This window comes from Streptomyces sp. NPDC093795 (assembly GCF_044764665.1).
Classification (GTDB): domain Bacteria; phylum Actinomycetota; class Actinomycetes; order Streptomycetales; family Streptomycetaceae; genus Streptomyces.
Genome location: NZ_JBIWIO010000013.1, coordinates 255,159 through 281,874, shown reverse-complemented (window position 1 = coordinate 281,874; position 26,716 = coordinate 255,159). Strand labels below are relative to the sequence as shown.

Below are 26,716 nucleotides of genomic sequence, written 5' to 3'. Positions count from 1 at the left end.
CCCCTGTCCCCGGGCCGGGGGGCGGGCGCGGGTTTGTTTTTATTCGGGCCTTAACACCATTTGGTTTCCCCCCGGGGGCGGGGGGGGGGGGGGGGCCGCCCCCCCCCCCCACTCCTGGGGAGGAACGTCTCCGTTGTCCCACAACGTCCGTGCAGTCGCCGTCGCCCTCGTACTCGCCGTGACGGCCGGCGGTGCCTCCGTCGCCCCCGCCGTGGCGGCGCCCGCCGCGACCGGTCCGTCGGCGGCCGCCGACCTGTCACAGGAGCAGGCCGTGCGCGTGCCCGAGAACGGGCTCCTGCGCGGCGGCGGCCCGTCCGGCTTCCTGACCGTCCACGAGCAGGCGCGCGACCGCTTCACCTGGACCCGGTACGCGGACGGCGGCACCGTCGAGCTGCCGGCGGGCACGTACCGGGGGTCCGTCGGCAGCGACGTCGTCGTGAAGCAGAACGGCCCCACCTCCTACGAGCTGCGCGACATGGCGACGGGCGCAGCGCCCGTCGTCGTCGACACCTCGTCCCTCGGCCCCGCCTCCGACCTCCTCAGGGCGGCTGGGAAGGCCCTCCTCCTGGCGGTCGTGGACGGCTCCGGGCGCACGAGCCTGCACCTGGTCTCCGCCGACGACGACGGCAGGCTCGTCGACCACGAGGTCGCCGGCCTGCCCGCGGACGCCGCCTTCGGGGCCTACGACCTGTCCGTGCCCGACGTCTTCGCCCTCGCGTACACCGGCACGGTCGGCGGGACGGTCCAGCGGCGCCTCGCCGTCGTCGAGCTGGCCACCGGCACGATCGCGGACGACCGGGCTCTGCCCGCCTCCGCCACCGACGTCAGCGCCTCCGCCACCCACGTCGCCTGGGCCGAGAAGGACGCGCAGGGCCGGCTGACCGTCGTCTCGGCCCGCCGCGGCGAGACCGCCACGGTCCGGACCCCGCTCACCGGCACCGGCACCGGCCTCCGGGTCGACGTCATGGGCAACTGGGTCACGTACACGGTGCACGGCGGAGCCGACGCCTCCGCGCCGAACCCGCTGTTCGCGCTCATGGCCCGCCCGCTCGCGGGCGGGGACGCGGTCAAGGTCATGGACAGCACGAAGGCCCTCTACGGCTCCGGCACGGTCCAGGGCGGGACCCTGGCTGGCGGCGAGGGCGTCTACCGGATCGACCCCGGCGCGGACGGCCGGCCGGTCGCGACGCTCCGCGCGAGCAACGGTCTGGCCACCGCGCTGACGCTGACGTACGAGTCGGTCCCCACCACCCTGAGCTTCCGTACGGCCGTGCCGCAGCCGACCCTGATCTGGCACGTCGGCCGGAACAACGCGGTGGCGGACTTCGAGCTCGTCCACAAGGCGACCGGCAAGCGGTGGACGAGGGGAGAGGGCCCCGTCAACGGAAACATCGGGCTCACCGCCGCCACCTGGGACGGCGTCTTCCCCGACAGGTCGGCCGCCCGCAACGGCGCCTACACCTGGACGCTGACCGCCAAGCCCCTCAACGGCATCGGCCCCGACCTCGTCCGGACCGGCACCCTCACCGTCGACAGCGGCACCGGACCGCACGACTACTCGGACAGCGGCGCCCCGGACCTCCTGGTCCGCAACGACGACGGCCGGCTGCTGTCGTACGACTTCCGGCAGATCCTCACCCAGTACCTGCACGTGTCCGAGCGGACCGACCACGGCGGCGGCTGGAACACGTACGACCGCGTCGTCTCCACCGGCGACGTCGCCGGCTCCCGCTTCGCCGACGTGGTGGGCCGCGACCGCTCCGGCGTCCTCTGGTTCTACCAGGGCACCGGCACCTCGCTCGCCCGCCGGGTCGAGGTCGGCGGCGGCTGGCAGACCTACGACAAGATCACCGCCGGCTCCGACCTGACCGGCGACGGCCGCGCCGACCTCCTCGCCGCCGACAAGACCGGCGTCCTGTGGCTCTACCGCTCCACCGGCAGCGCCACGAAGCCCTTCGCGCCCCGCGTCAGGATCGGCGGCGGCTGGCAGACGTACGACCGGATCACCGCCACCGGGAACATCGCCGGAGCCCGCGGCGGCGACCTCGTCGCCCGCGACCGGGACGGCGTCCTCTGGCTGTACCTCGGCAAGGGCGACGGCACCTTCACCACCCGCACCCGGATCGGCGGCGGCTGGCAGGAGTACGACGAGATCGTCGGCATCGGCGACGCCGACCGGGACGGCCGCGCCGACCTGCTCGTCGACGGGAAGGCGCTGTACAGGGGCCAGTCCCTCTCCTACTACAAGGGCACCGGCGACGTGCGCGCCCCCTTCGCCCCGAGACGGAAGCTGGGCACTCCGAACACCTTCAACGACGACAACGGGCTGGTCTTCTGAGAAGGCCGCGGAACCCCCGGACCTGACGGACTACCGGGTCACGGCCCAGCGGACGGCGCCCTTCGCCCCCCGGGCGCTACATCGGCTCGCTGTGAAGCGACGCGCAGCTCTACTGACCCCCTCCCCCCTCCCCCTCCCCCTCCCCCTCCCCCTGAGAGGCTTCCTTCCTTGGCTCGCCCCAGATACACCGCACACCGCCGTCTCGGCGCGGTCGTCGCCGTCGTCCTGATGGCCACCGCCGGCCCCGCCGTCCTCCCCGCCGGCGCCGCCACCAGGACCGGCTCCCTGCCCGTCACCGCGCCCGCCGCGACGGCGGACGCCACAGCGCCCGTCCTCAAGCCCGGCGACAAGGTCCTGGGCATGGGCCGGACCGGGTTCCTGAGCCAGGACGCGGACGACTACACCCTCCGGCGCTGGACCCGCCTGGCCGACGGGGCGGTGACCACCGTCCCGTACAAGCCCCGCACCTACCTCTCCCGCGACTCGGACATCGCGGTCCTCCAGAACCGTGCCACCACCACCCTGCGGGACTTGACCACGGGCACGGACCTCTTCTCGCTGCCTCTGGACTGGGACCGGTACGCGGGAGCCGTCGGCTCCCACCTCTTCGTCCGGGCCGACCTCTCAGGCCACAGCCCCCTGGACGTCTACTCCTCCGGCACGGACGGACCGGTGCGCCGAACGGTGACCGGGCTGCCCGCGGACGCGTCCGATCTGTTCGCGGTGGCGGGCGCCGACGGCGAGGCGCTGGTGAAGTACTTCACCGGTGAGGGGACGACAGTGGTGGCCAAGCACCTGGCGATCGTGGACCTCGACTCCGCCACCGTGGCCTCCTCCCGCCAGATCCCGGCCGAAGGCTCGACGGAGGAGTTCGCCTACGCTCTCTCCTCCGGGCACGTCGCCTGGACCGAGTACGAGTCAGGTGCGGGTACAAGCGTCGTCGTCCTCGACCGCTCCACCCAGATGGTCCAGCGCTTCCCGATGCCCACATCGGGGAGGCTGCTCCTCGGCCTTGCCGGGGACTGGGTCACCTACTCCCGGCCCGGAGGGCTGCTGGCGGAGGAAGCGAGCACGCTCATCCCGCTGACCGCCCGCAGCCTCACCGGCACCACCACGCGCAAACTCCTCGACCACACGGTGTCCGGTTTCGACACCGCCGGCGACACCCTCGGCTTCGTCGGCGGCACAGTCACCGGCGGCGAGGGCCTCTACCGGGTCGCGCCCGGCACGGACGGCGTCCCGATCGCCACCCGGCTCGCCGTGACGGGCGAGCCGACGCAGGTCACGCTGCTCGGCCAGGCCGTCCCCACGACGGTGGACCTCGACCTCACCGGCGGCAAGCTCCCCATGTCCTGGGTGCTCAGCCGGACCAACGTCACCATGTGGGTCACCCTCCGCAACACCCGCACGGGCGAGTCGATCACGGAGTACGTCGCCCAGCCGGAGCAGGGCGAGGATCCGCAGCCGACCCGGTTCGACTGGAACGGCACGCTCAACTGGCAGGGAACCCCCAACTTCTGGACCTCCGCCTCGGCCAGCCCGTACACCTGGGAGATCAGCGCGAGCCCGCTCAACCGCGTCGGGCCCACACTGAAGGCGTCCGGCTCCTTCACGGTCAACCGCAAGACCGGCGCGCACGACTACGACAGCGACGGCTCCCCGGACATCCTGGCCCGCGACGAATCCGGCAACCTGTGGCTCCAGGACGTCCACTACCGGGAGGAGGGGCGAGAGACCTACCAGAACCCGGACTCGCTCGTCGGCGGCGGCTGGCAGGCGTACGACCGGATCGAGGCCACCGGCAACATCGCCGGGGCCGCCGCCCCCGAGGTCGTCGCCCGCGACCGGAGCGGGGTGCTCTGGCTGTACCAGGGCACCGGCAACGGCAAGGCCCCGTTCACCACTCGCACCCGGATCGGCGGCGGCTGGCAGGCGTACACCCTCCTGACGGGCGGCAGCGACCTCACCGGCGACGGCCGCCCCGACCTCGTCGCCACCGACGGGTCCGGCCGCCTCTGGCTGTACCGGAGCACGGGCTCCGCGACCGAGCCCTTCGCCTCCCGCCGGCTGATCGGGAGCGGCGGCTGGCAGACGTACGACCGGATCGCCGCGACCGGCAACCTCGCGGGCGCCGCCCACGGCGACCTCGTCGCCCGCGACCGCACCGGCGTCCTCTGGCTATACCTCGGCAAGGGCGACGGCACCTTCGCCGCCCGGACCCGCATCGGCGGCGGCTGGCAGCGCTACGACGACCTGATCGGCTCCGGCGACGCCGACCGCGACGGCAAGCCCGACCTGTACGCGTCCGACGTCAACGACGCCATCCCGGAACCGTTCCTCTACCGAGGCACAGGCGCGTGGCAGGCGCCGTTCCGCCCCGGAGAGGGAGTGAACCTCATCCAGGACAGCCGTTGGTTCAACCTCTTCGCCTGATCCCTACGGCGCGACACGGTCGCCCAGACCGTCTTGCCGACCGTCCGGTCCCTGACGCCCCACGCCCTCGCTAGGGTGGCCACGAGCAGCAGCCTGTAGCCACCCTCGTCCGGCTCCCGGGACGGTAACGGCCGGCACTCGCCGCGCGCGTCCCGCAGCCCCACCCGTACGTGCCCGCCCTCCCCCTCCATCCGCAGCTCGAAGTCCCGCAGTTCGTGCTCCGTCTGACGCCCACGCCCCGGGGCGCGCGCCTGGCCCGGCGGCTGGCGGCGCACCAGCTGCGGGCGTGGGGGCCCGCGTCGGAGGCGGCGGAGCTAGTGGTGGCCGAGCTGGCGAACAACTCGGTGCAGCACGGGCGGGTGCCGGTCCGGGGTCTTACCGATCAATGCGCGCCGCCGTCACACGCTGGTGAGGAATGTGGTGACGCAGGTCCTCACGGCCGCCCTCAGGGCGTCGTCGCTATGTTCCGATGCCACCCAGCCCATGGAGCTGCGGATGGATTCCCTGACGAAGTTGAACGTGCGCCGCACATTGAGCTGGTCGAACCCATCGTCGGCGGCGAGCGTACTTGCCCCCCGCACCAGCAGTCCGGCATCCGGGAGTGAGCGCAGGCAGTTCACCCCTTGATCGTGAGCGGGCCCTGTTCGGCTTCAGAGACTTCGCGGGCGGGCGTGACTGTGCCCCGCAGCTTCTCGTTCGCGGGCCCCTTGTGCACACCGCGCTCGTTGTCGACACGCGCCCAGGTGCCGGCGACGTGCCCGGTCGGCGGTACCGTGATCGTTGTTCCGTCCTCCTGCCGGGGGTCGGACGGTACCTTCACCCACGGGTAGTAGACGGTGGTGTACCTCCGAGCCGACGTGGGAATCCCCAGCAATTCGACGGCGTCCTTGCTGGGTTCGGCATCCTGGGCCAGGTGCAAAACCGCCATCCGGTTACGCATCCGCTCGCAGTGCTCCGCGATGGCCGCCGCACGGGACCGCACCCAGCGCGACCACGACGCCGCACTGGCCGCCCGCGCCTCCACCAGCCTGCTCGGACTGATCGACCCCACCGCCCCCGCCGACCCGGAGAGCTGATGCCGCGCCACTCCAGGCTTCGGGCCGGGCCTTGTGCGCTTCACCGACGCACATCTGCAGGCCCTCGCCTCCGGCGTCGGCGGGGTCCAGCGCCTTCCATGGCAGCGCGTCGTTCGGCAGTGGGGCAGCGGCCGCGGGCAGGACAGTAGCGGCCGCTGCGGCCGCGCACGCCGTGAGGACTGGCAGGAAATTTCGTAAAGCCTTCATGAGATCCCTTCTCCATGGGGCTCGAGCAGGATGGTCAGCGAAAGCGGGCTGGCAGAAGGCAAGCGCCGGCTCAGGAAATCCGAGGGGCCGGCGACTACACAGCCGGGGTGTGGTGGACGACGGCCGTTTCGCACGGACCATCGGCGTAGACCTTCAGCGCGTCGGCCTCGCCCTGGTCGGCCGCAAGGCCCCAGCGGAGCTTGGTGGCGACCCACTCCGAGACGTAGCGGCAGTGCGCGTCGGGGAGCGGCGGCATCCATTCCCACGGGTCCTGGTCGGCCTTCGACCGGTTCGTGCGCACGCGAAGCTCCTGGTCGGCACGGGTGATCTTGGTCGTGAACCCGTCTACCAGGAGCTTCGTCGTTCACCTCGCGTAGGGTGCCCCAACCAGCCAGCCCCGCCAGCAGGTTGGAAAAGGCTCACTTCTCGTCAGTCCTCGACCCGGGGCGTCGGCTATGACTCCCTAATACTCCAGCTGTAGATCGTGATCTTCATGTCTGGGTTGCGGCTTGCCGCCGGTAATGGCTGGTGCGGGACCGGGCTTGATGGCGGCGTCGCCAGTGAGACCAGCCGAGTCGGTGGGCCATGTCATGGAGAGGCTGTACGACGGCCGTGATGAACAGGCGCTGGATTTCGTTGCAGGACAGCGGGACCAAGTCGGCCGGCCCGGGATGGCGGGCGTGTTCATCGGCACGGACCACCGCAAGGAAGGCGTGGGCGAGCATGGCGAGGGTGACCCAGCGGGTCCAGGAGGGGTAGCGGCGGACCTGGTGTTCGTCGAGTCCCGCCAGCCCTTTCTCGGCCTGGAAGGTCTCTTCCACCCGCCATCTGGATCCGGCGACCCGTACCAGCTCGGTCAGCGGCACCGGCCGAGGTGAGAAGCAGCGGTAGTAGGCGAGTTCGCCGGTGGTTCGGTTGCGGCGGATCAGGAGCTGGCGTCTGCCCGGCGTCGGCTCGGCAAGGTCGATGACGGCCCAGTCGTAGAACCGCTGTCCCTTCGCACCACGTCCGGCCGAGAGCTTCTGCCAGGCCCGCTTCGGCACCTTCGCCGCCAGGACATCCGCGCGGAACTTCCCCGCGCGGGTGGCGACTTCGGCCGAGCAGGCCACCGCGAGGACATGGCCGACGCCGCGTTCCTCCAGGGCCGCCCGCAGTTTCGGGTTGCCGCCGTAGACCTCGTCCCCAGTGACCCAGCCTACGTGGTGTCCGGCGTCCAGGAACCGTTCGATCATCGTGCGGGCCAGTTCCGGCTTGGTCGCGAAGACGGTGTCCTCGCCGAGCCCCGCTACCCGGCAGCGGTCCGGGTCGCACGTCCAGGAGCGCGGGATGTACAGCTCCCGGTCCACCGCCGCGTGTCCCCGGACGCCGGCGTAGACGAGGTAGACCGCGACCTGGGAGTTCTCGATCCTGCCGGCCGTTCCGGTGTACTGGCGATGGACCCCGACCGTGTGGGTGCCCTTCTTCACGTCGCCGGTCTCGTCGACGACCAGCACCGCGGCCTCGTCGTGGAGGTGCTCGACGACGTATTCGCGCACGTCGTCGCGGACGGCATCTGCATCCCAGATGGCCCGGCACAGCAGATGCTGCATGCCGTGCGGGCCGGCCTCCCCGGCCCACTCGGCGATCGTCCAGCAGTTCTTGCGCGGCAGGTCCGACAGCAGACCCAGCACCAACCGCTGGGCCCGCAGCCTCGGTTCGTACCGTGCGAACCGACCCGCGATCCGGCCCATGGCCGCCTCGAACGCCTCCCGCCATCGGGCGGGATCTATGCTGTGACCTGCGGCCACCGTCTCATCGTCAGTCCACACAACTCACGATGATCAACGGTGGCCGCACCCGTCTCTGCACCGGCCCCACCACCCTTCCCCGCACAAGAACTGACGGAAGGTCACGACATGCTCCTGATGGACCAGATCCGGTCGCTCCTGCTGGCGCACGACGACCCCCACCACCTGGAACGCCCCGCGGATTTCGACCTGGACACTTCGCGGGAATGTTTCGCCCGGCTGGTGGGTGCCCTGAAGGAACGCTTCGGGCCGTCCTGCTCAAGTGGCCTGGGGCAGGACGCCAGTTTCTACGGTGTCATCAATGTCCCAGCGGACGCGACGGGCCTCGGTCGGTCCATGTGTGTCGCGATGAGCAACTTCGGCAGCTACTTCGTCACCGCGGAAGTGGTGGTCGGTGAGGGTGTCCCCCGCGGCGAGGCGGGCCTGACCGAGGAGTTCGTGACGTGGCTCGACGGCGTCTGTACGGCGGTGGGGTGCACCTTCGTCCCGTCCGAGCTGCTCTGGGAGCCGTACGACGGGCCGTCGGTCCTGGAGGCGCACCGAGACGAGGAGCTGGTGGCGGTGCTCGTGGCCGCGCGCGAAGTGGCCGAAGACGAGGACGACGAGGAGCTGGGAAAGGCGTACTGGTACGACCGGTACTTCGAGTACATGTGAGACTCCTGGAGCTGCTGGTCCGGCACGGCCCTTTGGCCCCGCCCGGCCCGACCCGCGCGAACTGGCCCGCGATCTGCCCCTCGAATGCCTCCCGCCATCGGGCGAGATCTATGCCGTGACCTGCGGTCACGGTCTCAGCATTTATCCACACAACTCACGGTGATCAACGGTGGCCGCACCGTCTCAGCACCGGCCCCACCCGCAAGATCACGATCTACAGCTGGAGTACTAACCCGGCTCGTCGGCGTCGCGAAATAAGATTGGAAACCAGGAGGAGAAAAAATACGAGAACTGTAATGGCTGCGAATAAAATGCGGCCAGCGCCGTCATGTTCGAGTATTCGCCAGGCCAATACGCCAAGGCTCAGGCACAGCATCGTCCCGTATAGCCACGGCCCCCACGAGTTGCCCGGCGCGGTCCACGACGGCACGGTACGGCTGTCCGGGTTCCGCCTCACTCCTACCGCTTCCCTTTCCTGGAGCCGTGGAGGGCATAGGCGCCCATGGCGAGGGATGCGATCCCTAGGAAGCCGAGGATGAAGAGCACTACCTTTCCCGACCCTTCGGATGTGCTTCCCTGAATGAACGCCGCGATAGTGGCTGCCACGATCAGGAGAACGAACACCGTCATCTTCGCTTTGTTTCCCATATTTCTGCTTCCCTATTTCTCCGCTGTGGTTTCCTGCGTGCAGCCGAGGTGGGAACCCAGACCGGTTCCCACCTCGGCCGTGAATCGTCTACCGTTCTCCGGGGTATTTCATCCGTAGCTGATTATGTCCGCGTTGTTGTAGCCGAGGACCCCGCCTACGGCGCAGCTTCCGGCCAGCGCGAAACCAGTCCCCCAGGGTCCGTAGACGCTGGCGTACGCGAGCACCCCGGTTTCCGCGGCAGCGCCGATCCCAGCGACACAGCCGGTGACAGCCCCCCAGATGTCATTGCTGTCGTCCAGGAAGTCCGCCACACCCGACAGGAAGGAAAGACCTGTGGGGTCGGTGTGGTTGATGGGGTCGCCGCCGGCGTAGAGGTAGGGGTTGGTTTCCTGGCCGGAGGGGTCGGGCTGGGTGAAGCGGCCGAGGTTGGGGTCGTAGTAGCGGGCGCCCATCTTGTACAGGCCGGTGGGGTCGAGGTAGGCGCCGGCGTAGCGGTAGGGCTGGGAGAAGGACTCGACGGGGTCGCTGTAGTCGGTGCCGTAGGCGGTGTAGGTATAGGTGTGGGTGCGCTTGCCCGCCTCGTCGACCAGGCCCAGGACGTTGCCGGTGGCGTCGGTGAGGTAATAGGAGGACTTGCCGCCGTTGCGCACGGAGCTGAGTGTGCCCGCGGGTTCCCGGATGAATCCGGTGTCGGCTCCGGCGGTGGTGGTGCCGGTCAGGCCGAGCGCGGTGTGGTGGAAGGTCGTGTCGGCGAGCTTGGTGCGCTCGGTGTTGTCGGTGCCCGCGTGGGTCAGGGTCCGGGTGGTGCCGGAGGTGGTGATCGACTTCAGCTGGCCGTGGTCGGTCCAGGTCTCGCCGGTGCGGGCGGTGCCGTCGGCGGGGGCGGCGGAGGTCTCGTTGCCGGCCTTGTCGTAGGACCAGCCCGTGGTCACGCCGCCCTTGGAGATGAGCTGGGAGGCGTCGTTGTATCCGTAGCTGGTCGTGCAGGTGGGACGGGGGGCGCCGAGGAGATTGCCGGCCTTGTCGTAGCAGTACCGGGTGAAGAGGGTGCCCTGGTTGGGGTTGCGGGGTTCGACGCCGGACAGGCGTCCCTGGCTGTCGTAGACGTAGGTGGTGGTGGTCTGGGTGGCGTTGTCCTTCAGGGTGCGGATCTTGGTGCCGTCGGTCGTGCCACTGGTGCCGTACTTGTAGGTGTAGGCGAGGTCGACCAGGGTGGCGGTGCCGGAGACCGTTTTGATGGCGGTGGGGCGGTTGGGTGGGCAGGTCGGTGCCGGCGACCGTCTGGTACTGGGCGGTGGCGTTTGCGCCGGTGGGCAGTTTGGCCGCGATGGGGTTGTTGCGGGTGTCCCAGCCGTAGGTGGTGACGTTGCCGCCGGTGCCGCCGGTGCCGGTGCCCATCGCGTCGGTCGCGGTCTGCACCAGGTGGTTTTGGTAGGTGGTGGAGCGGTTGTGCCCGAGCGGGTCGGTGACCTTGGTGACCTCACCGTCCGCGTTGTGGGTGTGGACCGTGATGTCGCCGTCCGGGTCGACCGCCGTCGTGGTACCCGCCTGGTACGGGTACTCGGTGTTGTAGGCGTAGGTCCAAGTCGGGCCCGAACCGGCGTCCAGGCGCTGCATGGAGACGACGCGGTTCTCGGAGTCGTAGTTGAAGACGGTCTCGTTGCCCCGCGGGGTGGTGACCTTCGCGACCCGGTTGGAGGAATCGTAGGTGTAGAAGGTGGACTTGCCATCGGTGTCGGTGGACTTGATCAGGTTGCCGCCGCCCTCGCCGGTCGTGTCGGGCGCGGAGAGTTCGTAGGAGACGGTGCGGCCGGTGTTGTCGGTGGCCTGCCAGTGCGTCTCGTCCTGCTTGACCAGGTCGATCCAGCGGCCCGAGCGGGTCTCGGTGAGCTTGAAGCCAGCGTGGTCGCCGTCCTGGCTGTGCCGGGTGACGGTGATGACGCCGTTGTTCTTGTCGGTCACCTTCGTCAGGACGCCGCCGGAGGTGTAGGTGTCCTTCGAGCCGGACTTGCGGTCGGTCAGCGTGTAGGTGCCGTCCGCGTTCTTCCTCAGGTCCTTGCTGTAGCCGGCCGGCGTGCCCAGCGTGCCGTCGGCGTTCTTGGTGAACTCCACCGTCGCGCCGGTGGCGTCGTAGTGGAACAGCGTGTCGTTGAAGTGCACGTCCAGGCGGCGCTCGTAGCCCTGCCACCAGTTATCGATCTGGCCGATGGGCCCCGTGAAGGAGTTGTAGGTCCGGGTCAGCTGGAGCTTCTGGCCGACCCCGGCGATGTCGAAGTCGGTTGCCGCCAGCATCAGGTTGCCGGTGGACAGGTTCACCCGCGCCACCAGGGCGTCGGTGAGGCGCGTGGCGGAGTAGCGGTGCCAGGGGTACCTCCCCCTGCCCCTTGGGTACGAACGTCAGCACTCCCAGCGTCGAGGGCGCCGACTTCTGCGGCTCGCCCGGCTCGCCCCCTTCACGGCCCTGCTTCTGGGCCGCACGCCAGGCGGCCTCCTCCGCCGACGGGGCTGCCGACGGCTCGCTGGGCACCGGCTTGTTGACGCCCACCGGCACCTCCGGCGCGGTGGGCTTGGCGCCGTCCTTGCCCCAGGCGGATGAGGTTGGCGTCTCCTCCTGCGCGACCGCGCCCACGGCCGGCAGCGAGGACAGGGCCAGCGCACCGGAAGTAATCACGGCCAGCGCGGCCAGACGAGCGGTCTTCTTGCGGGCACGCCACGAAGACGTGCTTAAGAGGTCGCACAGATAGGCAGGTTGGGGAGTCCCTGGCGACAAGGCGGACACCGGTCCTGGTGATCACGAAGTTGCGACGCTCTGTGATCACTGGGCAGACCTGCGCACGTGCTGCCGTCATGCTGGAGTCTGAGCCCAGGTGGTGGCTGGTTTCAGCTGAGGGTTTCGCCGTCGTCGATGGTGATGTATCTGGCCAGTGACGTAGTTGTTGACCATGAGGAAGAGGGCCGCGGCGGCGGCTTCCTCGGTGGTGCCGAAGGCGACCGAGGGGAGCGGTCGATCTGGGGAGGCGGCGGTCGCGCGAGGTCGCCGAGGTCAGTGGTGTGGTCGGCGTAGCCCTGCGATGAGCAGTTCGGTCATCCGGCGTGCGTCGTAGCGGGGATCGCTGTCCGCGCCGATGCAGAGGTTACCGACGCCACGCATGAGCTGATACGCGTCGATGTCGGGGCGGATCTCGCCGGCGACGGCTGCGGCTTCGAGCAGTTCGGTGCAGACGGGTAGGAGACGGTCGAGGAAGTAGGCATGCAGCGCCTCGAAGCCGGCGCTGTCGGTCTGCAGCACAGAGGCGAGTCCGTGTTTGGCCACCAGGAAATCGACGAAGAGGTTGATCCACTTCCCTAGGGCTGTGTGCGGAGAACTAGTCGCCAAGAGGGCCGGGCCGGCATCGGCGCAGGCGTCGACTTGATGCCGGTAGACGCCGATGATGAGGTCCGCTCGCGTCGGGAAGTGGCGGTAGATCGTCCCCAGCCCGACGCCCGCCTTGGCCGCGATGTCGCGTACCGGCGCGTCCACGCCTGACGTGACGAAGACCGCTGCGGCTGCATCGAGCAGGGTTTCCTTGTTACGTCGGGCGTCCTTCCGCCCAGACGGGGCCGCCTGTCCTGCGCCCTCGCAGCTGTCGCTCACCACGTGTTCCTTCCACTCACCGCTTGCAAAAACGGAACCATGTTCCGTATCGTTCCGGAACGAGGTTCCGTTTTGCTCATAATGCCAGAGCAGGAACCCGGTAACCAAGCCATGTAATGCACCACGCTTCCCCCATGAGGAGACACGGTCATGCAGTACCGCACCTTGGGCCGCACCGGTGTGCAGGTCAGCACCCTCGCGCTCGGCGCGATGAACTTCGGAAAGATCGGGCGCACCACCCAGGACGAGGTCACCGCCATCGTCGACGCCGCGCTGGAGGCGGGGATCAACCTGATCGACACTGCCGACGTGTACAGCGGCGGCGAGTCGGAGGAGATGGTCGGCAAGGCCATCGCCGGGCGCCGCGACGACATCGTGCTGGCCACGAAAGCGACCATGCCGATGGGCGACGAGCGCAACCGCCAGGGCAGTTCGCGCCGCTGGCTGGTCACCGCGCTGGAGGACAGCCTGCGTCGGCTCGGCGTCGACCACGTCGACCTTTACCAGATCCACCGGTGGGATCCGAACACCAGCGACGAGGAGACCCTGTCAGCGTTGACCGACCTGCAGCGCGCGGGAAAGATCCGCTACTTCGGCTCCTCGACCTTTCCCGCCTACCGCATCGTGCAAGCCCAGTGGGCCGCCCGCGAGCACCACTTGAACCGTTATGTCACCGAACAGCCCAGCTACTCGATCCTGCAACGCGGCGTCGAGACCCATGTGCTGCCCGTGACAGAGCAGTACGGGCTCGGCGTCCTGGTATGGAGCCCACTGGCCTCGGGCTGGCTGTCGGGCGCGATCCGCGAGGGCAGGGACATCACCACCAGCCGCTCAACGTTCATGCCGCAACGCTTCGACACCACCACCCCCTCCAACCGGGCCAGGCTCGACGCCGTCGAGCGGCTGGCCGGAGTCGCCGACGACGCCGGCCTGACGATGATCCAGCTCGCGCTCGGCTTCGTGACCGCGCACCCCGGCGTGACCAGCGCGCTCATCGGCCCCCGGACGCCGGACCACCTGCACTCGCAGCTCGCCGCCGCAGACACCAAGCTCCCCACCGACGTACTCGACGCGATCGACGCCATCGTCGCCCCCGGCGCCGACCTCGCCGCACACGAGAAGAACGACACCCCGCCCGCGCTGCTCGACCCGTCCCTGCGGCGACGCTGATCGTCCCAGCGACAGCCTCCATCCTCTGGCGCGACATCACGAAGCTGCAGCAGTAGACGGCGATAGCACATTCCGCTTCATAGTCTGCCTATGGGACTTCCATCACCTGGCGGCCCATCAATAATCCGCCGCACTCACGCAGACAGGCGGCGTGGGAAGTCCCCGGCGACAAGGCGGGCCCAGGACCCGGTGATCATGGAGTTGCGACGCTCTGTGATCACTGGGGGACCTGTGCCCGTGCTTCCATCATGGCTGACTGACCCGCTCTGGGACCAATTCGCGGCGTTCTTGCCTGAGCGCCCTACGGTCGATCCGTCCCACCCGCTGGGGTGCCACCGCCGCCGCATCAGCGACCGGATCGTGTTCGACAAGCTGTTGCAGCTTCTGCGCTTCGGCTGCTCCTACCAGGCGATCTCCGACACGACCTGCTCGGCGACCACCATCCGCAACCGCCGCGACGAGTGGATCCGGCTCGGCATCTTCGCCCGGCTCAAACAGATCATGCTGGAGTCCTACGACCGGATCGTCGGGCTCGTGCTCGACCAGATCGCCATCGACGGCTCCATCACCAAGGCCCCCGGCGGCGGCGAGGTCGCCGGGCCCTCACCGGTCGATCGCGGCAAGCAGGGCTTGAAACGCTCAGGCATGACAGATGGTTACGGGATCCCACTCGGCCGGGTCCTGGCCGGGGCGAACCGCCACGACTCACCGCTTCTCGCGCCGACCCTGGACCTGCTGGACGACCTCGGGCCGCTGCCCGACGACATCACAGTCCATCTGGACGCCGGCTACGACTCGGACACTAGCCGCACCGAACTCGCCGCCCGCAACCTGCACGGCCGCATCGCGCACAAGGGTGAGAAGGCGCCGATCCAGGCGAGCCAGCGGTGGCATGTCGAGCGCACGCACGCCTGGCAGAATGCCTTCCACCGCCTTGCCCGCTGCTACGAGCGCCGTGCGACCGTCATCAACGCCTTCTTCGACCTCGCGGACACGATCATCACCATCCGTAGCCTGATCCGCCGAGCCTGGACCACCCACCGCTGGGACGACCGCCCCAAGCGACGCCCATGAGCGCCCGCCTATCTGCGGGAGCTCTTAGTCACGCCCAACAAGGACTTCTACCGGGTGGACACCGCCCTGGTCGTCCCCAAGGTGTCGGCGGATTCCTGGCGCCTGCGGATCCACGGACGGGGTGTACGCCGGGAGTTGGAGATCTCCTTCGAGGAGTTGCTCTCCCGGGAGCTCATCGAGCGCGACATCACGCTGACCTGTGTCTCCAACGAGGTCGGCGGCCCGTACGTCGGGAACGCCAGGTGGCTCGGAGTCCGGCTCGCGGACCTTCTCACCGAGGCGGGCGTCCGGCCCCCGTCCCAGGGCGGACCGGCTGATCAGCTCGTCGCCCGCTCGGTCGACGGCATGACGCTCGGCACTCCGGTCGAGGACGTCATGGACGGCCGCGACGCCATGCTCGCGGTCGGCATGAACGCCGAACCGCTCCCCTTCATCCACGGATTCCCGGTGCGCATGCTCGTCCCCGGTCTCTACGGCTACGTCTCGGCGTGCAAGTGGATCGAGGACATCGAGCTGACCACGTTCGACGCGTACGACCCGTACTGGGTCAAGCGCAAGTGGGCCCGCAAGGCACCGATCAAGACCCAGGCCCGTATCGACACCCCGAAGCCGTTCGCCCGCCCGGCCGCAGGGACGGTGATGGTGGCCGGTGTCGCCTGGGCCCAGCACCGCGGGATCGACCGCGTCGAGATCCGCGTCGACGACGGCCCCTGGCAGGAGACCGACCTCGCCGCCGAGGACTCCCGCGACACCTGGCGCCAGTGGTCCTACCCCTGGAAGGCCACACCTGGCACCCACACCCTCACCGTCCGGGCCACCGACCGCACCGGCGAGACACAGACCGAACGGCGCACACGCACGATCCCGGACGGTGCCAGCGGCTGGCACTCCGTCGTCGTCACCGCCGAATAGACCACCGCTGCCCTCTCCCATTCCTTATACAGAAATTCTTCGAAGGAGATCCCTCTCATGAACGTTCTTCGTTTCCGCCGCGCGGCCGTCGCCGTGGCTGCCGCGTCCGTCCTTCCCTTCTCGCTCGCCGCCTGCTCGGACTCCGGCAATGACGCCGCCTCCAACGAGACCAGCAGCGCGGCACCCGCGACCCAGGACGACTCCCCCAGCGCGGACGCCGACATGGCAGCGGACAAGCCGTTCGGTCCCGCCTGCGCAGGCGTACCCAAGGAGGGCGCCGGCTCCTTCGACGGGATGGCCAAGGACCCCGTCGCCACGGCCGCCTCGAACAACCCGGCGCTGTCCACGCTGGTGGCCGCCGTCAAGCAGGCCGGCCTGGTGGACACCCTCAACAACGCGCAGAACATCACCGTCTTCGCGCCCACCAACGACGCCTTCGCAAAGATCCCCAAGGCCGACCTGGACAAGGTCCTCGCCGACAAGGACACGCTGACGAAGATCCTCACCTACCACGTCGTGGGCCAGAAGCTGACGCCGAAGCAGCTGGAGAACGGCTCCTTCGAGACCCTGCAGAAGGGGATGGCCACCACCAAGGGCTCAGGCGAGGACTACACCGTCAACGACTCCTCCAAGGTCGTCTGCGGCAACGTCCCCACGGCCAACGCCACCGTCTACATCGTCGACACCGTCCTCATGCCCAAGTAGGCACGGCACACCGCGCACACACCGAGCCGTGCGACCTCCCGAAGCAGGGCGGCCGCATGGCTCGGCGTGCGTGCGGCGACAATTGCCGCTCGCGGAGCGACGGCATGACCCAAGCGTCCTGCCGCCCTCCCGCCTCACGTGGTGGGGAAGGAGGTGAGGGCGAGTGGCGCGCTGGTGGGCTGGGGGGATCCACCGGCCGGTTCCAGGGTGATGCCCATGCCCCTCGCCCGACCCACCGGCCCGTCGAGAAGGGTCACTGTGGTGGTCCGGTCGGGTTCGATCAGACCGGCCGGGCGCATGGCGCCCCGGTCTTGGTACCACAGCTGGTACACCTTGCCGGCGGGCGGTTCGGCAAGGCCGGTCGCGGTGAACACCGCTTGGTCGCGGCTCTTGGACACCGCCACGGTGCCGGTGGCCTGCTCCGGCAGTCGCGTCACCGCGAGCTGGGCGTCGGGAGCGGACAGGACGGCGGCAACGGCGTCCGCCGCCTGCTGGACGCGCTGGGTGTCCCGTTCCGCGTCGCGGGCCGCATTCGTCTGCACGACCGCGGTTCCACCGAGGATTACCGCGGAAGCGATGCTCGCGGCCAGGGCCCATATCAGGCCCGCCCGTCCGGCTCCTTTGCGCTTCTGCCGCAGCACAGGCGCTCCGGATACCGTGGGCGGCAGCTGGCGTACGCGAGGGATCTGCCGCATGACGTCGTTGTGCAGGGATTGGGGGGCGGGCGCCGACACCGCGAGCGCGAGCCGCGCCGCCGTCTCGGACAGCTCTCGTACTTCCTGGGCGCACGAGGCACAGCCGGTCAGGTGCCGTTCGAACGCCTCACGTTCTGCGTCGTTGAGCGCGTCGAGCGCGTAGGCACCGGAGAGCATGTGCAGGTCGTCCGGGTTCATGCCGTCACCCCCAGGCAGTCGCGCAGCTTCATCAGGCCGTCCCGCAGACGGGACTTGATCGTGCCCAGCGGCTGGGCGAGCCGTTCGGCGACCTCGCGATAGGTCAGACCTCGGTAGTAGGCGAGCGTCACCGACTGCCGCTGCAGTTCACTCAGCCCCCGTAGACAGGACCTCACGGCCTCACGCTCGAACCGCGCCTCGACCTCCTCGACCACCTGGTCGAACTCGGTCTCACGGTCGAGGAGTGCCACGCGTGCCTCACGCGAGGATGCCGCCTGTTCCGACCGGACACGGTCGACCGCCCGGCGATGAGCCATGGTGAGCACCCACGCGAACACCGACCCACGGCCGGGATCGTAACGAGGTGCCGTCCGCCATACCTCCACCAGAACCTCCTGAGCGACCTCCTCCGACATGGCGCGGTCCCGCAGGACACGGCTGACCATGCCGAAGACCGGATCCGACACTGCCTGGAAGACCCCGGTGAATGCCTCCTGGTCGCCCTCCGCCACCTTCTTCATCAGCGACGGCAGGTCGGCCTCTAGCTCGGGGGTCCTGTCACTGCGGACGTTGTCTGTCACGGATGTGATTCTCCAGCACCGCCCGCCTACGACCCTTATTCGGAGCGGCAAGCCGCCCGGTTTGGTCCCCATAAGGACAAAGGCATGCAAACCGTAAACCTCGTCGACAGGGGCACCTCGGGTAGCCACGGAGAGTACACAAAAGGCTGCAAGGCGAAGTGCTCGGCGGAGATGGTGACGGCCTCGGTGTCGAGCGGACACCGAGGCCGTCGTGATGACGGAATGGCTGTGGTTCCAGGACAGGGGGAGCCACCTTTTGAAAGAGGCTAGTTCTTGCCCATGGAGCCGCCGCTGTGGCCTTCGATCGTGCCGCAGCTGGCGGGGGCGGTGGCCTCCTGGGGCAGCTTGGGGTCGAGTTCGCTCTTGCCCTTGCCGAAGTCGTACACGCCGTTGCCGTTGGGGTCGATTCCGTGCTGGACGAGGTGCAGGTAGGTGATGTTGTCGGCCACGGCCTGGGAGACGGCGATGGTGCGCGAGTAGGAGAGATTGCCGTTCTTGTCCGCGACCGGCATCCGGTCGACGGCCAGGCCGCTGGCCTTGGTCGTGTCGCCCTTGGTGGTCAGGGAGATGTTGATGTCTCCGTAGGCCGGCAGTCCCTCGGTGGTGGTGACGACGCCGTCGCCGTTCTTGTCGGCACTGGCGTCGGGGCAGGTGAAGTCGTGTCCAGTGGTGGAGCCGTGGATGTGCTGGGCGTGGGGCTGGCCGGGGACCAGGCCCTGGGCGTCGATCTTCACGGTGAGCTGGCGGCCCTGCAGGCTGAGCTCGGCGGTTCCGCGGGCGCCCGAGTCGTTCAGCTGCCGCAGATCGACCTGGTAGCTCCCGCCGTGCTGCGTCTGCCGGGCTCCTTCGCTGGCATCGTGGGCCAGCGCCGGGGCTGCCATGGCGAGCGCGAGGGCCGCGGGCAGGGCCACGAGGGCGGTGATACGGGTTGAGCGCTTGACTGTCATCGCGATGCATCCCCTTCCGGGGAGATTTCACCGGCATGAGGCCGGATCGAATTCGGACATTTGTCCCTTTCGCTCTCTATTCGGAGTGATGCAGTAGAAGGATTGGTAACGGGTGGGACTCCTGTGATGTGAGAGAGGAGCGGGCCAGGAGGTACCCCCACCTGAGAGGCGCCGGGCGCGTGGGGCTGGCCGGCCCACTTCGCCGGGGAAGTGGCTTTTCAACACACGGGTTTCCACGTGGCTGGGGTCCCCGCAGGTCCGCTGGCCGTCCGGGGGCTCATGAGGGGTAGAGCTTGATGGTCTCGGTGATGAGGTGCCGGGTGTGGTCCGGGTTGAGGGCCTGGGCCTGGAGGTGTGCTACAACCGGCTGTACTGCTGCACGTCGGCCGGCCTTTCCAGGCAGAGGCCGCTGGTGAACCTCTCCAGATACACCACCGCCTTGGGGCTGTCGGGGAACCGCAGGAGGCAGAACTGCCCCGAGAGGCCCGGGTGAGCGCCCGCCGTGTGCGGGAGGACCTGCACCGTGATGTGTGGTTCGGTGCTCAGGGCGTGCAGGTGCTCCAGTGCCGACGACGCGCCGCAGGGCCGACTCGTCCAGGACGACCCACAGACGCAAGGGACAAGCGGGGTCGTAGATCCGGTGTTGACGGCGAAGCCGCACCTTCAGGCGCGCGGCGGCCTGGTCGACCGTGACCAGGGGGATCGTCTCCTCGATGACCGCGGCCGCGTAGGCGGGGGTCTGCAGAAGTCCGGGGATCACCATCGGCTCGTAGGCATGGATGGAGGCGGCGTCCGTCTCTGGTCCACGTAGACGCTGTGGGGGATGTCGCCGTAGGCGTGCCACCAGCCCTGCCGGCCCGATTCCCTCTGTTCCATTCGACCGCCCATGTCGTCGCCCCACCAGCCAGGCCGCCGTGTACCCGCGGACCCTCACCGCAGACTCCCCCACTGGCTCCCCTGACCGGGCCGTAGCAGGGTCCCCGCCAGAGAAGCACCGTGAGTCCCCCGCAGGGGGCGGCCTCACCCGGCGGGCGGGAAGACGCGGTTGTGCCACTCGTGCGGGGGCTCGAAGCCGTCCCACCCGATGACGGCACGGACGGGCTCGACCACGAACGCGTCGCCGGGCGCGCCTGCGTGGGCGTGGGTGAGGTACTTGCTCACGGTGCCATTTCCTCAGCGCAGACGGCCGACTCCGGCGGTGACCTCGAACTCCCCGCGCCCCGCTCTGCCCTAGCACTGGCTGCTGCCGAGCAGGGGCTCGCGGCCATCAGCACCATGCAGGGTCAGATCGCGAGTCAGCCCTGACGCTGATCGTTTGCAGTGCCTGCGCAGGCCCGCAGTTCGCTGGAAGCAAGCGCGCCTACCACCGTGGCGATGGCTGCTGCCGCGGTGTCGCCTTCACCGATGACCGGCCGTGACCCTGTCGGCGATCTCCGGCCGGTCTCCCCCACCCGCCAGATGCTCGAACCGGCTCCCGGTGAACGCCACCGTGCCGGGCGGCAGACCTATACCGAAGTATCGCCGCAGATCATCTGCAACACGCTCTGCGCTCAGCAGTACGCGCAGCCGCTGCCAACGGCGACAACGACGTTCCAGTGGAAGAGATCACACGAACCCATCCTTCATAAGACGAGCAGTGGCCCGAATCCCCCACCGCCCCTCTCCGGCCTGAGAAGCGGGGAAGCTCCACACCTGGTGCGGGGTGTGGAGCCCAGCTCACTCAGCGGAAGGGACCGTCGGTCGCGAAGGCGTGAGCTGCAAAGCGCTTGCCCATTCGACGGTAGGCGGTGGCGGTGGGGTGAAGGCCGTCGGCCAGGTCGTCTGCCTCGTCCGGGCCGAGCAGCTCGCGTCCGTCGAGATAGTGGAGGTGGGGATCGGACGCCTGTCGTGCCGCAGTGATCCGGGCAAGCTCGGCACGGACCACCGCCAGCGACAACGCCCCGCCGGCCACATCGGCCGGGTCGCCCAGGGCGGCGAGCCTCCCGTCAGGGCCGGTCGCGGTTGGGCCGGGAGTCTCCTCCAGGGCCGGGCAGCTCACCGGAGAGATCAACAGCAGCGGGGTGTCCGGGTGTCCGTCCCGGATCGTGTCCAGGAATCCGTGTACCGCCGGGCCGAACGTCCGCAGTCGGAAGGCGGACAGGCTCACGATGTTGATGCCCACCTTGAGACTGATCAGGTCGGCGGGCGTATCGCGGATCGTCCGGGCGACATAGGGATCCAGCAGCGCGTTGCCCGCCTGGCTGAGGTTGATCACCTCCACCCTTCCGAGCGCAGCTGCCACCACCGGCCAGGTCCCGGTCGGGCCGTCAGCCTCGATGCAGTGGCTGATGGAACTGCCGTGGTGCACCCAGCGGCGCCGCCCGTCCGGCAGCGGCGCCAGCACGTCACCGTCAGCACGCAGGGCCACCAGTTCCGTCGGGGTCTGCTGTGGCAGCCACAACTCGACGTCCTTCATGCCGGCCGGCAGCCCGGCGAACCGTACGGTTGCTGGCTCGCCCGGGATGAGTCGCTGTACGGTTCCGGGGCCCGCCATCCGCAGCACGTTGCCCACCGGCGCCTGCTGACGCCCGGCCAAGGCGCCGTCCACCAGCAGCTCCAGCATCCCGGTCGGGCGAGGCTGGGGGTCGGAGGCGAGCTGGCCGGTGGAGGTGAGTACCTCGAACTCCAATGTGCGCGCATCGGTGCGGAACACCAGTCGCACTCCCGAAGGCATCACGGTCACCCCGTAGACCGACGGGTCCTGGTACTGCTTCTTGGTCCACGCGGGCAACCGGCGCGGCATCACCCCGGCCTGTGTGGTCTCCAGGTCCAACGCGCCCCGTATCTCCACCGGCCCGCCCACCAGCGGAACCGCCCGCAGCGCCACCGTCACCGCCGCCGTCCCGGGTCGACGTGGTCCGGAGATGTCATCGACCCGGCGTCTTCGTGGCTCATCGACGCCCGCCGAACTCCCAGTCGTGGACCTCGATGTCCGCGTACCGGTCCGCAGTCAGGACGGCTCGTGCCGTGTCCGGGTCGGGGGCCCTGAGCAGCACCGCCGTACCCAGCCAGGTGTTGCCGTCGTCGGACAGCAGCGGCCCGTACGCGACCAGCTCGTCCCGGTCGAGCGGCGGGGCAAGGTCGGCGGCCGGGCCCTCGCCGAGGCCGAGCACCAGGTACCGGTTGCCATCGGTCCGGCCACCGGGGAAATCCCACATGGTGCGCCCCAGCACGTTCCGCCACCGGCGCAGCAGCACATCCCGGTACGCTCCGGCCTGGTAGTTGGGCTCCTCGAAGGCGAACGCGCGGGCGGCGGCGGGATCGGGCAGATCGACGATGTGCACGCTGCCGGTGGGTGTTTCACCATCACCGGCGAAGGTCGGGCCGCGAGCGATCAGCTCCTTCGCGTACCGGTCCATGTAGGACCAGTGCTCCTCCACCAACTCCTCGCGTAACGCGAGGGAGCCGGGCCGGTCACGGTGGTAGCAGAAGAACTCCATGACCACAGACCCTTCCCCATCAAAGGCACCATCTCAACTGGCTTTCGGCAACGATGACCAGCGCTCCAAACCTACGACCGGGACGGCAACCTGGCGTCTGAGCCCGCACGCCGGCGTCCGATCAATGACGAGGCCAGGATCCGCCGCATCGGACGCCTTCCCCACGTCGTGTTCCACTCCGACGCCCTCAACAGCCCTTACTTCCGCAAGGTGCCCCGGAACGCCGGTGCGAGGCCCTCGGCCGTGTCCTCGAGGTCCTCCTGCGCGCGCCGACCAAGGGCACCGTGGCCATCGGCCCCGACGCCATCACAGTGACCGGGAAGAAGGTGACGATGACCCTCACCCCGGACTGCAGCGCCGCGCGCACCCTGAACCCGCCCTGACCGGTCAACAACGAACCTGCCCAGTACCGGGCCGCGAACTGGCCCAAGGCCCGCGAGCGCTCCCGGGAGCCGAACCCCGAACCGTAAACGCCAGGGGACGACCTGGCGCGCCGCACAGCCGCGGTGCCCGGCAAGCCGCCGACGGGCGGGGCTCCGGCAGGCTTCGGCACAGGCCCCGTTCATGACTGGGCCGCCCTCACGGTCACTACCGCCGGACGTGCGCGCCGAGCGCACTCCCGTCGAGGGTGTGGTGCCGGCACCGGCGCTGCCGCAGTGCCAGAGAGGGGACAACCACGAATGTGGCGGGGGTCGGCGCGGCAGCGGCGATCACAACCGTGTTGCGCCGCCGTCCCGAAGGCTGGCTGGCAGCGTGCGGTGGGCGGCCTTCCCCGCCGGCGCGGCGGGCTACGAACGGGTGCCAGGGCTCAGTCAGTGTCAATGCCGCGCGCGGCGAAGACCTCTGCCGCGTCCGGCACAGCCAGAACACCGTCCTCTACGAAGGTGACCTCCCGCAGGTTGGGGAGCAGGGTGAGGTCGTCGAGCGAGCGGACGTCGAACAGGTCGTCCTCGCCGTCCCAGGCGGGGGCGCAGTGCCGGAATACTTCCGCCCCGGCGTCGAAGCACAGCTCCCCGACGCGGGCGAGCAGCTCGGCCGGGATCTCCAAGGCCTCGAAATGGGCTCGGGGCTCCGGCAACACCTCCGCGTGGAGGCCGTTCTCCAAGACGTAGGACGCGGGGTCGCCGATCCCCCGCTCGGCCAACCGCGCGGACAGGTCGTAGACCGGGAGGAGCGGCTTGGTGCCGTACATGAGCTCCTCGATGACGAGCAGCTTGAGGTTGAAGTCGCGGAACTGGCTCATGCGACATGCGTACCACGGAGGTGCGACACCGTGTCTCCGCCTGGCCCTCGGCCGGGTGGAGGAAGGGATACGAAACGGGCCGTTCCACGGCCGCATCCGGCTACGTTCAGGCCGCCGTGGCGGTCATCTTGCAGCAGCCTGCCGCCGCAGGAGGTCTGCACCATCTGGACGAGCAGGCGCAGCGGCTCGGCGAGAACCGGATGGCGACCTGTATGTACGCGGTGTACGACCCGGTCTCGCACCGGATCACCGTCGCCACCGCGGGCCATCCGCCGCCGATACTGCTCCACCTCGGCGGCCGCGCCGAGGTGCTGCGGGTGCCGCCCGGCGCCCCGATCGGGGTCGGCGGGGTGGACTTCGAGGCGGTCGAGCTGGACGCGCCGGCCGGTGCCACGCTGCTGCTCTACACGGACGGCCTGGTCGAGTCCCGGCTGCGGGACGTCTGGACCGGGATCGAGCAGCTGCGGGAGCGTCTCGCGGCGACGTCGGCGGCCGCCAGCGCTGTGCCGACCACGGCGGCGACCCGGGCCGGGATCGCCGCAGCCGCGGCACGGGCGTACTCGAGGAGGGAGCTGATGACGTCGACGGCCACCTTGGAGGTGCGGATCGCGCTCTCCTTCCCCTCCTTGCGCAGCTGCGCGAGGGACCGGGCCTGCGGCTTCGGCGGGCGTGTCATCTTCGCGGAGATCTGGTTCAGCTTGGCGCGGGCCCGCTCGGAGACCACGGGCAGGAACCGCGGCTCGCCGTCGTCGTCGACGGCGGTGACGTACTCGCGCTCCAGCTCGGCCAGACAGTCAGCGATCTGGTCGCTGCGCCGGGAGGTCCAGCGGATCAGCTCGTGCCCCACCCCGGCAATCTCCATCACAGGCCGGCGCACCGAGGTGACGACGCGCGGCTCGGTCGCCACCCCCAGCGCCTCACAGACCTCAGCGGCCACCAGCGGCATCGGTTGGGGCAGCCATCTCACCTAGCGACTAAAGACTGAATTACAGCTGGACTGAATTCAGGCCAGCCGATGAGGTTTGCCCCATGAACATCATGGCCGAACTCGACAATTTCCTCGGCGAGAAGCGTGCCCTGGTCGATGCGATCACTCGGGAGTTCCGTGCCGGCCACTGGCCAAGGAGATCGCGCGCATGGTCGCACCGGCCTTCAGCCGGGACCAGGTGACCCAGTACCTGTCTGCCGTCGCCCTGGCGGACAAGGCCCGAAAGGCCCTGGCGGAGACCGGGCTCACCTTCGCCGCCGACGTGTCGGTGAGCGGCATCGACGCCCCGCGCGAGGCGCGGCTGATCCCCGCAGCGGACCCGGCCGAGACCCCCGACTACCCCTCCCTGCACACGCGGATCCGGGACGCGCTGCGCGACTTCCACATCACCCTGGGCCTGCTGCAGAACCGGCGAGCACGACAAGAACACCAGCGACACCGAGATCGACGAGTTCTTCCTCGACGGTCAGCCCGTCCGCCTGACCAAACTGAAACCGCGCACCTGACGGACCCCGTATGCGGGAAACACCGACCGGCATGATGCAGACGGTCAGACCTGTTGGTTCCAACGGGTCTGACCGGGGCCGAGCTGTGTGGGTTCAGGCGAGGGCGGCTTCGGCGAGCATCCGGCGGGTCTGATTCACCGTGTCGGCGTCGGTCGTCTGCTCCGGGGCGCGGCCGGCCGGTCGGTCCGTGCGGCCCACGGCCTGAGCCCGTGCCCTGAGCGCGTCGGCAGCGAGGCGGGCCCGCTCGTACGGCGGGGCAGACCTTTTGCGGATCAGCGGGCGCAGCACGGCCTGGTCCTCGATGCCGCGCGGTAGAGCGCGCGCAAGTCGGCGGTCATCATCGGCCGCGCCCAACGGGGCGGGTGTAGTCGTCGACGACCGTCTGCACGATCTGTTCGTCCAGGCCGGGTTGGCGGAGGCGGCCGCGCAGGACGAGGAGAGGTGGTGGCGGGCTTCGGCGAGCAGGTGGTGGCGGGCTTCGGCGAGCAGGTGGTGGCGCGCGAAGGCGCCACGCATCACGTACACCACGGCGACGACGTCGACGGCGGCGAAGGCGAGGTCGGCCACCGGCCGCACCCGCGCCCACACCGCCGCGGCCGCCGCTCGCGCCCGCTCGGCGAGCCGGTAGACGGTGCAGGCGCCGAACGCCCGGATCGCTGAGGCGCGCCATCGCGTCCGCAGGTGGGTCAGCGACAGCAGCTCCGTGCGCTTGGGCGGGCGGGTCTGGTTGGGGCGAAGGGAGCGAAGTGGCCATCGGCGTCCTTGATTTGCTGCCACGATGGGTGGGGGCAGCAGACAGTGCGAGGAGGTGCCGTTGAACGAGCCGACGGAGAACAAGGGCCCGAAGGTACCGCCGAGCAATCCGCGTCGCACACCGCCGCCGCAGAAGAAGCCGGTCGAGCTCCCCCGGCCCGAACCGAAAACGAAGCCCGTCAGCACCGCGCTGCCCCTGCCCGGCCCAGTCCAGGCCCGAATCGAGACCCGTCGGCCTCGCATGGCGGTGCGGAACCGGCGCGTCCACAACTGGGTTCTGGCCGCTGCCCCCTGGGCGGCCGGCAAAGCGGTCCGCCATGTCACCCAGGCTGTGCGCGGCTGGGAGTACAGCCACCCCCGGAACGGCTTTCTGGAGGAGACCGTACGGCTTCTCGTGGAGACGGCCGTCAAGGACGCGGGAAAGCGTGTCAGCGTCCACCTGGCCGACCAGGACGGCATGATCCTCCTCGTCGTCCTCAGCCACACCGAGGCCGAGCCCGACCAGAGCATCCTGACCGCACTCGCCGGCGTCACCGGCACGGTGAGCTGCGGCACCGACGCCTCCGCCGAGGGCAGAAGGCTCTGGTCGCTGCTGTCCACCGAACCTCCGCGCAGCCGGACACCCGCCTGACCCCCAGCCGGCTGATCCGCACGACGCGAAGGGAACCCACGAACACCGCGGGCTTC

General features: G+C 69.5%; 23 protein-coding genes and 7 pseudogenes. 11 read left to right on the top strand and 19 right to left on the bottom strand.

Annotated elements, in window-relative coordinates; translation table 11 throughout:
* The first annotated feature begins 133 nt into the window (after window positions 1-133).
* The 3 genes and pseudogenes from ACIRB7_RS30595 to ACIRB7_RS30585 all read left to right on the top strand — a co-directional run.
* Window positions 134-2,338 (top strand): FG-GAP repeat domain-containing protein, encoded by a 2,205-nt coding sequence (locus ACIRB7_RS30595; RefSeq protein WP_403604995.1) that lies wholly within the window; start codon window positions 134-136, stop codon window positions 2,336-2,338.
* 168 nt (window positions 2,339-2,506) lie between these two features.
* The gene (locus ACIRB7_RS30590) at window positions 2,507-4,771 is read left to right on the top strand and encodes an FG-GAP repeat domain-containing protein (RefSeq protein ID WP_403604992.1); all 2,265 of its coding nucleotides are present in this window, start codon (window positions 2,507-2,509) and stop codon (window positions 4,769-4,771) included.
* Between the two features lie 170 nt (window positions 4,772-4,941).
* A pseudogene (locus tag ACIRB7_RS30585) lies at window positions 4,942-5,142 on the top strand (ATP-binding protein); the annotation flags it as partial.
* A 27-nt stretch (window positions 5,143-5,169) separates the two neighbouring features.
* On the opposite strand, the gene ACIRB7_RS30580 reads toward ACIRB7_RS30585, so the two are convergent.
* The 4 genes from ACIRB7_RS30580 to ACIRB7_RS30565 all read right to left on the bottom strand — a co-directional run bounded on the left by ACIRB7_RS30580 (window position 5,170) and on the right by ACIRB7_RS30565 (window position 7,784).
* Complete coding sequence (locus ACIRB7_RS30580) at window positions 5,170-5,391, bottom strand: phage tail sheath C-terminal domain-containing protein (protein ID WP_403604989.1); 222 nt, start codon at window positions 5,389-5,391, stop codon at window positions 5,170-5,172.
* Entirely contained in the window at window positions 5,388-5,711 is a 324-nt protein-coding gene (locus ACIRB7_RS30575) for a phage tail sheath subtilisin-like domain-containing protein (protein ID WP_403604986.1), read from the bottom strand. Before ACIRB7_RS30575 ends, ACIRB7_RS30580 begins: the two co-directional genes overlap by 4 nt.
* A 437-nt stretch (window positions 5,712-6,148) precedes the next feature.
* Window positions 6,149-6,355, bottom strand: a complete 207-nt coding sequence (locus ACIRB7_RS30570; protein ID WP_403604983.1) for a hypothetical protein — start codon at window positions 6,353-6,355, stop codon at window positions 6,149-6,151.
* 190 nt (window positions 6,356-6,545) lie between these two features.
* Complete coding sequence (locus ACIRB7_RS30565; protein WP_403605089.1) at window positions 6,546-7,784, bottom strand: IS701 family transposase; 1,239 nt, start codon at window positions 7,782-7,784, stop codon at window positions 6,546-6,548.
* Between the two features lie 165 nt (window positions 7,785-7,949).
* Here ACIRB7_RS30565 and ACIRB7_RS30560 point away from each other — a divergent pair, with 165 nt between their 5' ends.
* Window positions 7,950-8,495 (top strand): hypothetical protein, encoded by a 546-nt coding sequence (locus ACIRB7_RS30560; protein ID WP_403604980.1) that lies wholly within the window; start codon window positions 7,950-7,952, stop codon window positions 8,493-8,495.
* A 459-nt stretch (window positions 8,496-8,954) separates the two neighbouring features.
* Here ACIRB7_RS30560 and ACIRB7_RS30555 read toward each other — a convergent pair whose 3' ends face one another.
* The 4 genes and pseudogenes from ACIRB7_RS30555 to ACIRB7_RS30540 form a co-directional block, all read right to left on the bottom strand.
* The gene (locus ACIRB7_RS30555) at window positions 8,955-9,143 is read right to left on the bottom strand and encodes a hypothetical protein (RefSeq protein WP_403604977.1); all 189 of its coding nucleotides are present in this window, start codon (window positions 9,141-9,143) and stop codon (window positions 8,955-8,957) included.
* Between the two features lie 108 nt (window positions 9,144-9,251).
* Window positions 9,252-10,076 (bottom strand): RHS repeat-associated core domain-containing protein, encoded by an 825-nt coding sequence (locus ACIRB7_RS30550; RefSeq protein ID WP_403604974.1) that lies wholly within the window; start codon window positions 10,074-10,076, stop codon window positions 9,252-9,254.
* Window positions 10,077-10,791: 715 nt separating this feature from the next.
* Window positions 10,792-11,436 (bottom strand): annotated as a pseudogene (locus tag ACIRB7_RS30545) (DUF6531 domain-containing protein); the annotation flags it as partial.
* 751 nt (window positions 11,437-12,187) lie between these two features.
* Window positions 12,188-12,778 carry a TetR/AcrR family transcriptional regulator gene (locus tag ACIRB7_RS30540; protein ID WP_403604971.1) on the bottom strand — a complete coding sequence of 197 codons (591 nt, stop codon included), beginning with the start codon at window positions 12,776-12,778 and terminating at the stop codon, window positions 12,188-12,190.
* 150 nt (window positions 12,779-12,928) lie between these two features.
* Between ACIRB7_RS30540 and ACIRB7_RS30535 the strand changes: the two genes are divergently transcribed.
* The 4 genes and pseudogenes from ACIRB7_RS30535 (at window position 12,929) to ACIRB7_RS30520 (ending at window position 16,639) form a co-directional block, all read left to right on the top strand.
* On the top strand, window positions 12,929-13,948 hold the full coding sequence (locus tag ACIRB7_RS30535) for an aldo/keto reductase (RefSeq protein WP_403604968.1): 1,020 nt from the start codon (window positions 12,929-12,931) through the stop codon (window positions 13,946-13,948).
* 231 nt (window positions 13,949-14,179) lie between these two features.
* On the top strand, window positions 14,180-15,022 hold the full coding sequence (locus ACIRB7_RS30530) for an IS5 family transposase (protein WP_403604966.1): 843 nt from the start codon (window positions 14,180-14,182) through the stop codon (window positions 15,020-15,022).
* A 30-nt stretch (window positions 15,023-15,052) separates the two neighbouring features.
* Window positions 15,053-15,934, top strand: a pseudogene (locus ACIRB7_RS30525) (molybdopterin-dependent oxidoreductase); the annotation flags it as partial.
* A gap of 57 nt (window positions 15,935-15,991) precedes the next feature.
* Window positions 15,992-16,639: a fasciclin domain-containing protein gene (locus ACIRB7_RS30520; protein ID WP_403604963.1), complete on the top strand. Its 648-nt coding sequence runs from the start codon at window positions 15,992-15,994 to the stop codon at window positions 16,637-16,639.
* Window positions 16,640-16,773: 134 nt separating this feature from the next.
* On the opposite strand, the gene ACIRB7_RS30515 is transcribed toward ACIRB7_RS30520, so the two are convergent.
* From ACIRB7_RS30515 to ACIRB7_RS30475, 9 genes and pseudogenes are all read right to left on the bottom strand, one after another.
* Complete coding sequence (locus tag ACIRB7_RS30515) at window positions 16,774-17,532, bottom strand: anti-sigma factor domain-containing protein (RefSeq protein ID WP_403604960.1); 759 nt, start codon at window positions 17,530-17,532, stop codon at window positions 16,774-16,776.
* Window positions 17,529-18,113 carry an ECF RNA polymerase sigma factor SigK gene (gene sigK / locus ACIRB7_RS30510; RefSeq protein WP_403604957.1) on the bottom strand — a complete coding sequence of 195 codons (585 nt, stop codon included), beginning with the start codon at window positions 18,111-18,113 and terminating at the stop codon, window positions 17,529-17,531. Before sigK ends, ACIRB7_RS30515 begins: the two co-directional genes overlap by 4 nt.
* A gap of 278 nt (window positions 18,114-18,391) precedes the next feature.
* A pseudogene (locus tag ACIRB7_RS30505) lies at window positions 18,392-19,060 on the bottom strand (hypothetical protein); the annotation flags it as partial.
* A gap of 277 nt (window positions 19,061-19,337) precedes the next feature.
* Window positions 19,338-19,927 (bottom strand): annotated as a pseudogene (locus ACIRB7_RS30500) (DUF5753 domain-containing protein); the annotation flags it as partial.
* Between the two features lie 153 nt (window positions 19,928-20,080).
* On the bottom strand, window positions 20,081-20,221 hold the full coding sequence (locus ACIRB7_RS30495) for a hypothetical protein (protein ID WP_403604954.1): 141 nt from the start codon (window positions 20,219-20,221) through the stop codon (window positions 20,081-20,083).
* A gap of 237 nt (window positions 20,222-20,458) precedes the next feature.
* Window positions 20,459-20,587 (bottom strand): hypothetical protein, encoded by a 129-nt coding sequence (locus ACIRB7_RS30490; RefSeq protein WP_403605086.1) that lies wholly within the window; start codon window positions 20,585-20,587, stop codon window positions 20,459-20,461.
* A 193-nt stretch (window positions 20,588-20,780) separates the two neighbouring features.
* On the bottom strand, window positions 20,781-21,932 hold the full coding sequence (locus ACIRB7_RS30485) for a GDSL-type esterase/lipase family protein (protein ID WP_403604951.1): 1,152 nt from the start codon (window positions 21,930-21,932) through the stop codon (window positions 20,781-20,783).
* Window positions 21,933-21,990: 58 nt separating this feature from the next.
* Window positions 21,991-22,539 (bottom strand): YciI family protein, encoded by a 549-nt coding sequence (locus ACIRB7_RS30480; protein WP_403604948.1) that lies wholly within the window; start codon window positions 22,537-22,539, stop codon window positions 21,991-21,993.
* Between the two features lie 808 nt (window positions 22,540-23,347).
* Complete coding sequence (locus ACIRB7_RS30475; RefSeq protein WP_403604946.1) at window positions 23,348-23,782, bottom strand: DUF6892 domain-containing protein; 435 nt, start codon at window positions 23,780-23,782, stop codon at window positions 23,348-23,350.
* A 138-nt stretch (window positions 23,783-23,920) separates the two neighbouring features.
* Between ACIRB7_RS30475 and ACIRB7_RS30470 the strand changes: the two are divergent.
* A pseudogene (locus ACIRB7_RS30470) lies at window positions 23,921-24,270 on the top strand (PP2C family protein-serine/threonine phosphatase); the annotation flags it as partial.
* Here the strand turns inward: ACIRB7_RS30470 and ACIRB7_RS30465 are convergent.
* The gene (locus tag ACIRB7_RS30465) at window positions 24,186-24,728 is read right to left on the bottom strand and encodes a relaxase domain-containing protein (protein ID WP_403605083.1); all 543 of its coding nucleotides are present in this window, start codon (window positions 24,726-24,728) and stop codon (window positions 24,186-24,188) included. The pseudogene ACIRB7_RS30470 and the gene ACIRB7_RS30465 sit on opposite strands and share 85 nt — an antisense overlap.
* Window positions 24,729-24,918: 190 nt before the next feature.
* Here ACIRB7_RS30465 and ACIRB7_RS30460 point away from each other — a divergent pair, with 190 nt between their 5' ends.
* Window positions 24,919-25,311, top strand: a complete 393-nt coding sequence (locus ACIRB7_RS30460; protein WP_403604943.1) for a hypothetical protein — start codon at window positions 24,919-24,921, stop codon at window positions 25,309-25,311.
* A 67-nt stretch (window positions 25,312-25,378) separates the two neighbouring features.
* Here the strand turns inward: ACIRB7_RS30460 and ACIRB7_RS30455 are convergent.
* Window positions 25,379-26,005 (bottom strand): annotated as a pseudogene (locus tag ACIRB7_RS30455) (conjugal transfer protein TraA); the annotation flags it as partial.
* Window positions 26,006-26,090: 85 nt separating this feature from the next.
* Here ACIRB7_RS30455 and ACIRB7_RS30450 point away from each other — a divergent pair.
* The gene (locus ACIRB7_RS30450) at window positions 26,091-26,660 is read left to right on the top strand and encodes a hypothetical protein (protein ID WP_403604940.1); all 570 of its coding nucleotides are present in this window, start codon (window positions 26,091-26,093) and stop codon (window positions 26,658-26,660) included.
* Window positions 26,661-26,716 lie beyond the last annotated feature (56 nt).

Excerpts from the sequence above, each read along its gene's own strand:
- ACIRB7_RS30575 (WP_403604986.1), bottom strand. The coding sequence starts at position 5,711 with ATGCGTAACCGGATGGCGGTTTTGCACCTGGCCCAGGATGCCGAACCC.
- ACIRB7_RS30565 (WP_403605089.1), bottom strand. The coding sequence starts at position 7,784 with ATGGGCCGGATCGCGGGTCGGTTCGCACGGTACGAACCGAGGCTGCGG.
- ACIRB7_RS30560 (WP_403604980.1), top strand. The coding sequence starts at position 7,950 with ATGCTCCTGATGGACCAGATCCGGTCGCTCCTGCTGGCGCACGACGAC.
- ACIRB7_RS30555 (WP_403604977.1), bottom strand. The coding sequence starts at position 9,143 with ATGGGAAACAAAGCGAAGATGACGGTGTTCGTTCTCCTGATCGTGGCA.
- ACIRB7_RS30535 (WP_403604968.1), top strand. The coding sequence starts at position 12,929 with ATGCAGTACCGCACCTTGGGCCGCACCGGTGTGCAGGTCAGCACCCTC.
- ACIRB7_RS30520 (WP_403604963.1), top strand. The coding sequence starts at position 15,992 with ATGAACGTTCTTCGTTTCCGCCGCGCGGCCGTCGCCGTGGCTGCCGCG.
- ACIRB7_RS30515 (WP_403604960.1), bottom strand. The coding sequence starts at position 17,532 with ATGAACCCGGACGACCTGCACATGCTCTCCGGTGCCTACGCGCTCGAC.
- ACIRB7_RS30480 (WP_403604948.1), bottom strand. The coding sequence starts at position 22,539 with ATGGAGTTCTTCTGCTACCACCGTGACCGGCCCGGCTCCCTCGCGTTA.
- ACIRB7_RS30475 (WP_403604946.1), bottom strand. The coding sequence starts at position 23,782 with ATGAGCCAGTTCCGCGACTTCAACCTCAAGCTGCTCGTCATCGAGGAG.
- ACIRB7_RS30465 (WP_403605083.1), bottom strand. The coding sequence starts at position 24,728 with ATGCCGCTGGTGGCCGCTGAGGTCTGTGAGGCGCTGGGGGTGGCGACC.
- ACIRB7_RS30460 (WP_403604943.1), top strand. The coding sequence starts at position 24,919 with ATGGTCGCACCGGCCTTCAGCCGGGACCAGGTGACCCAGTACCTGTCT.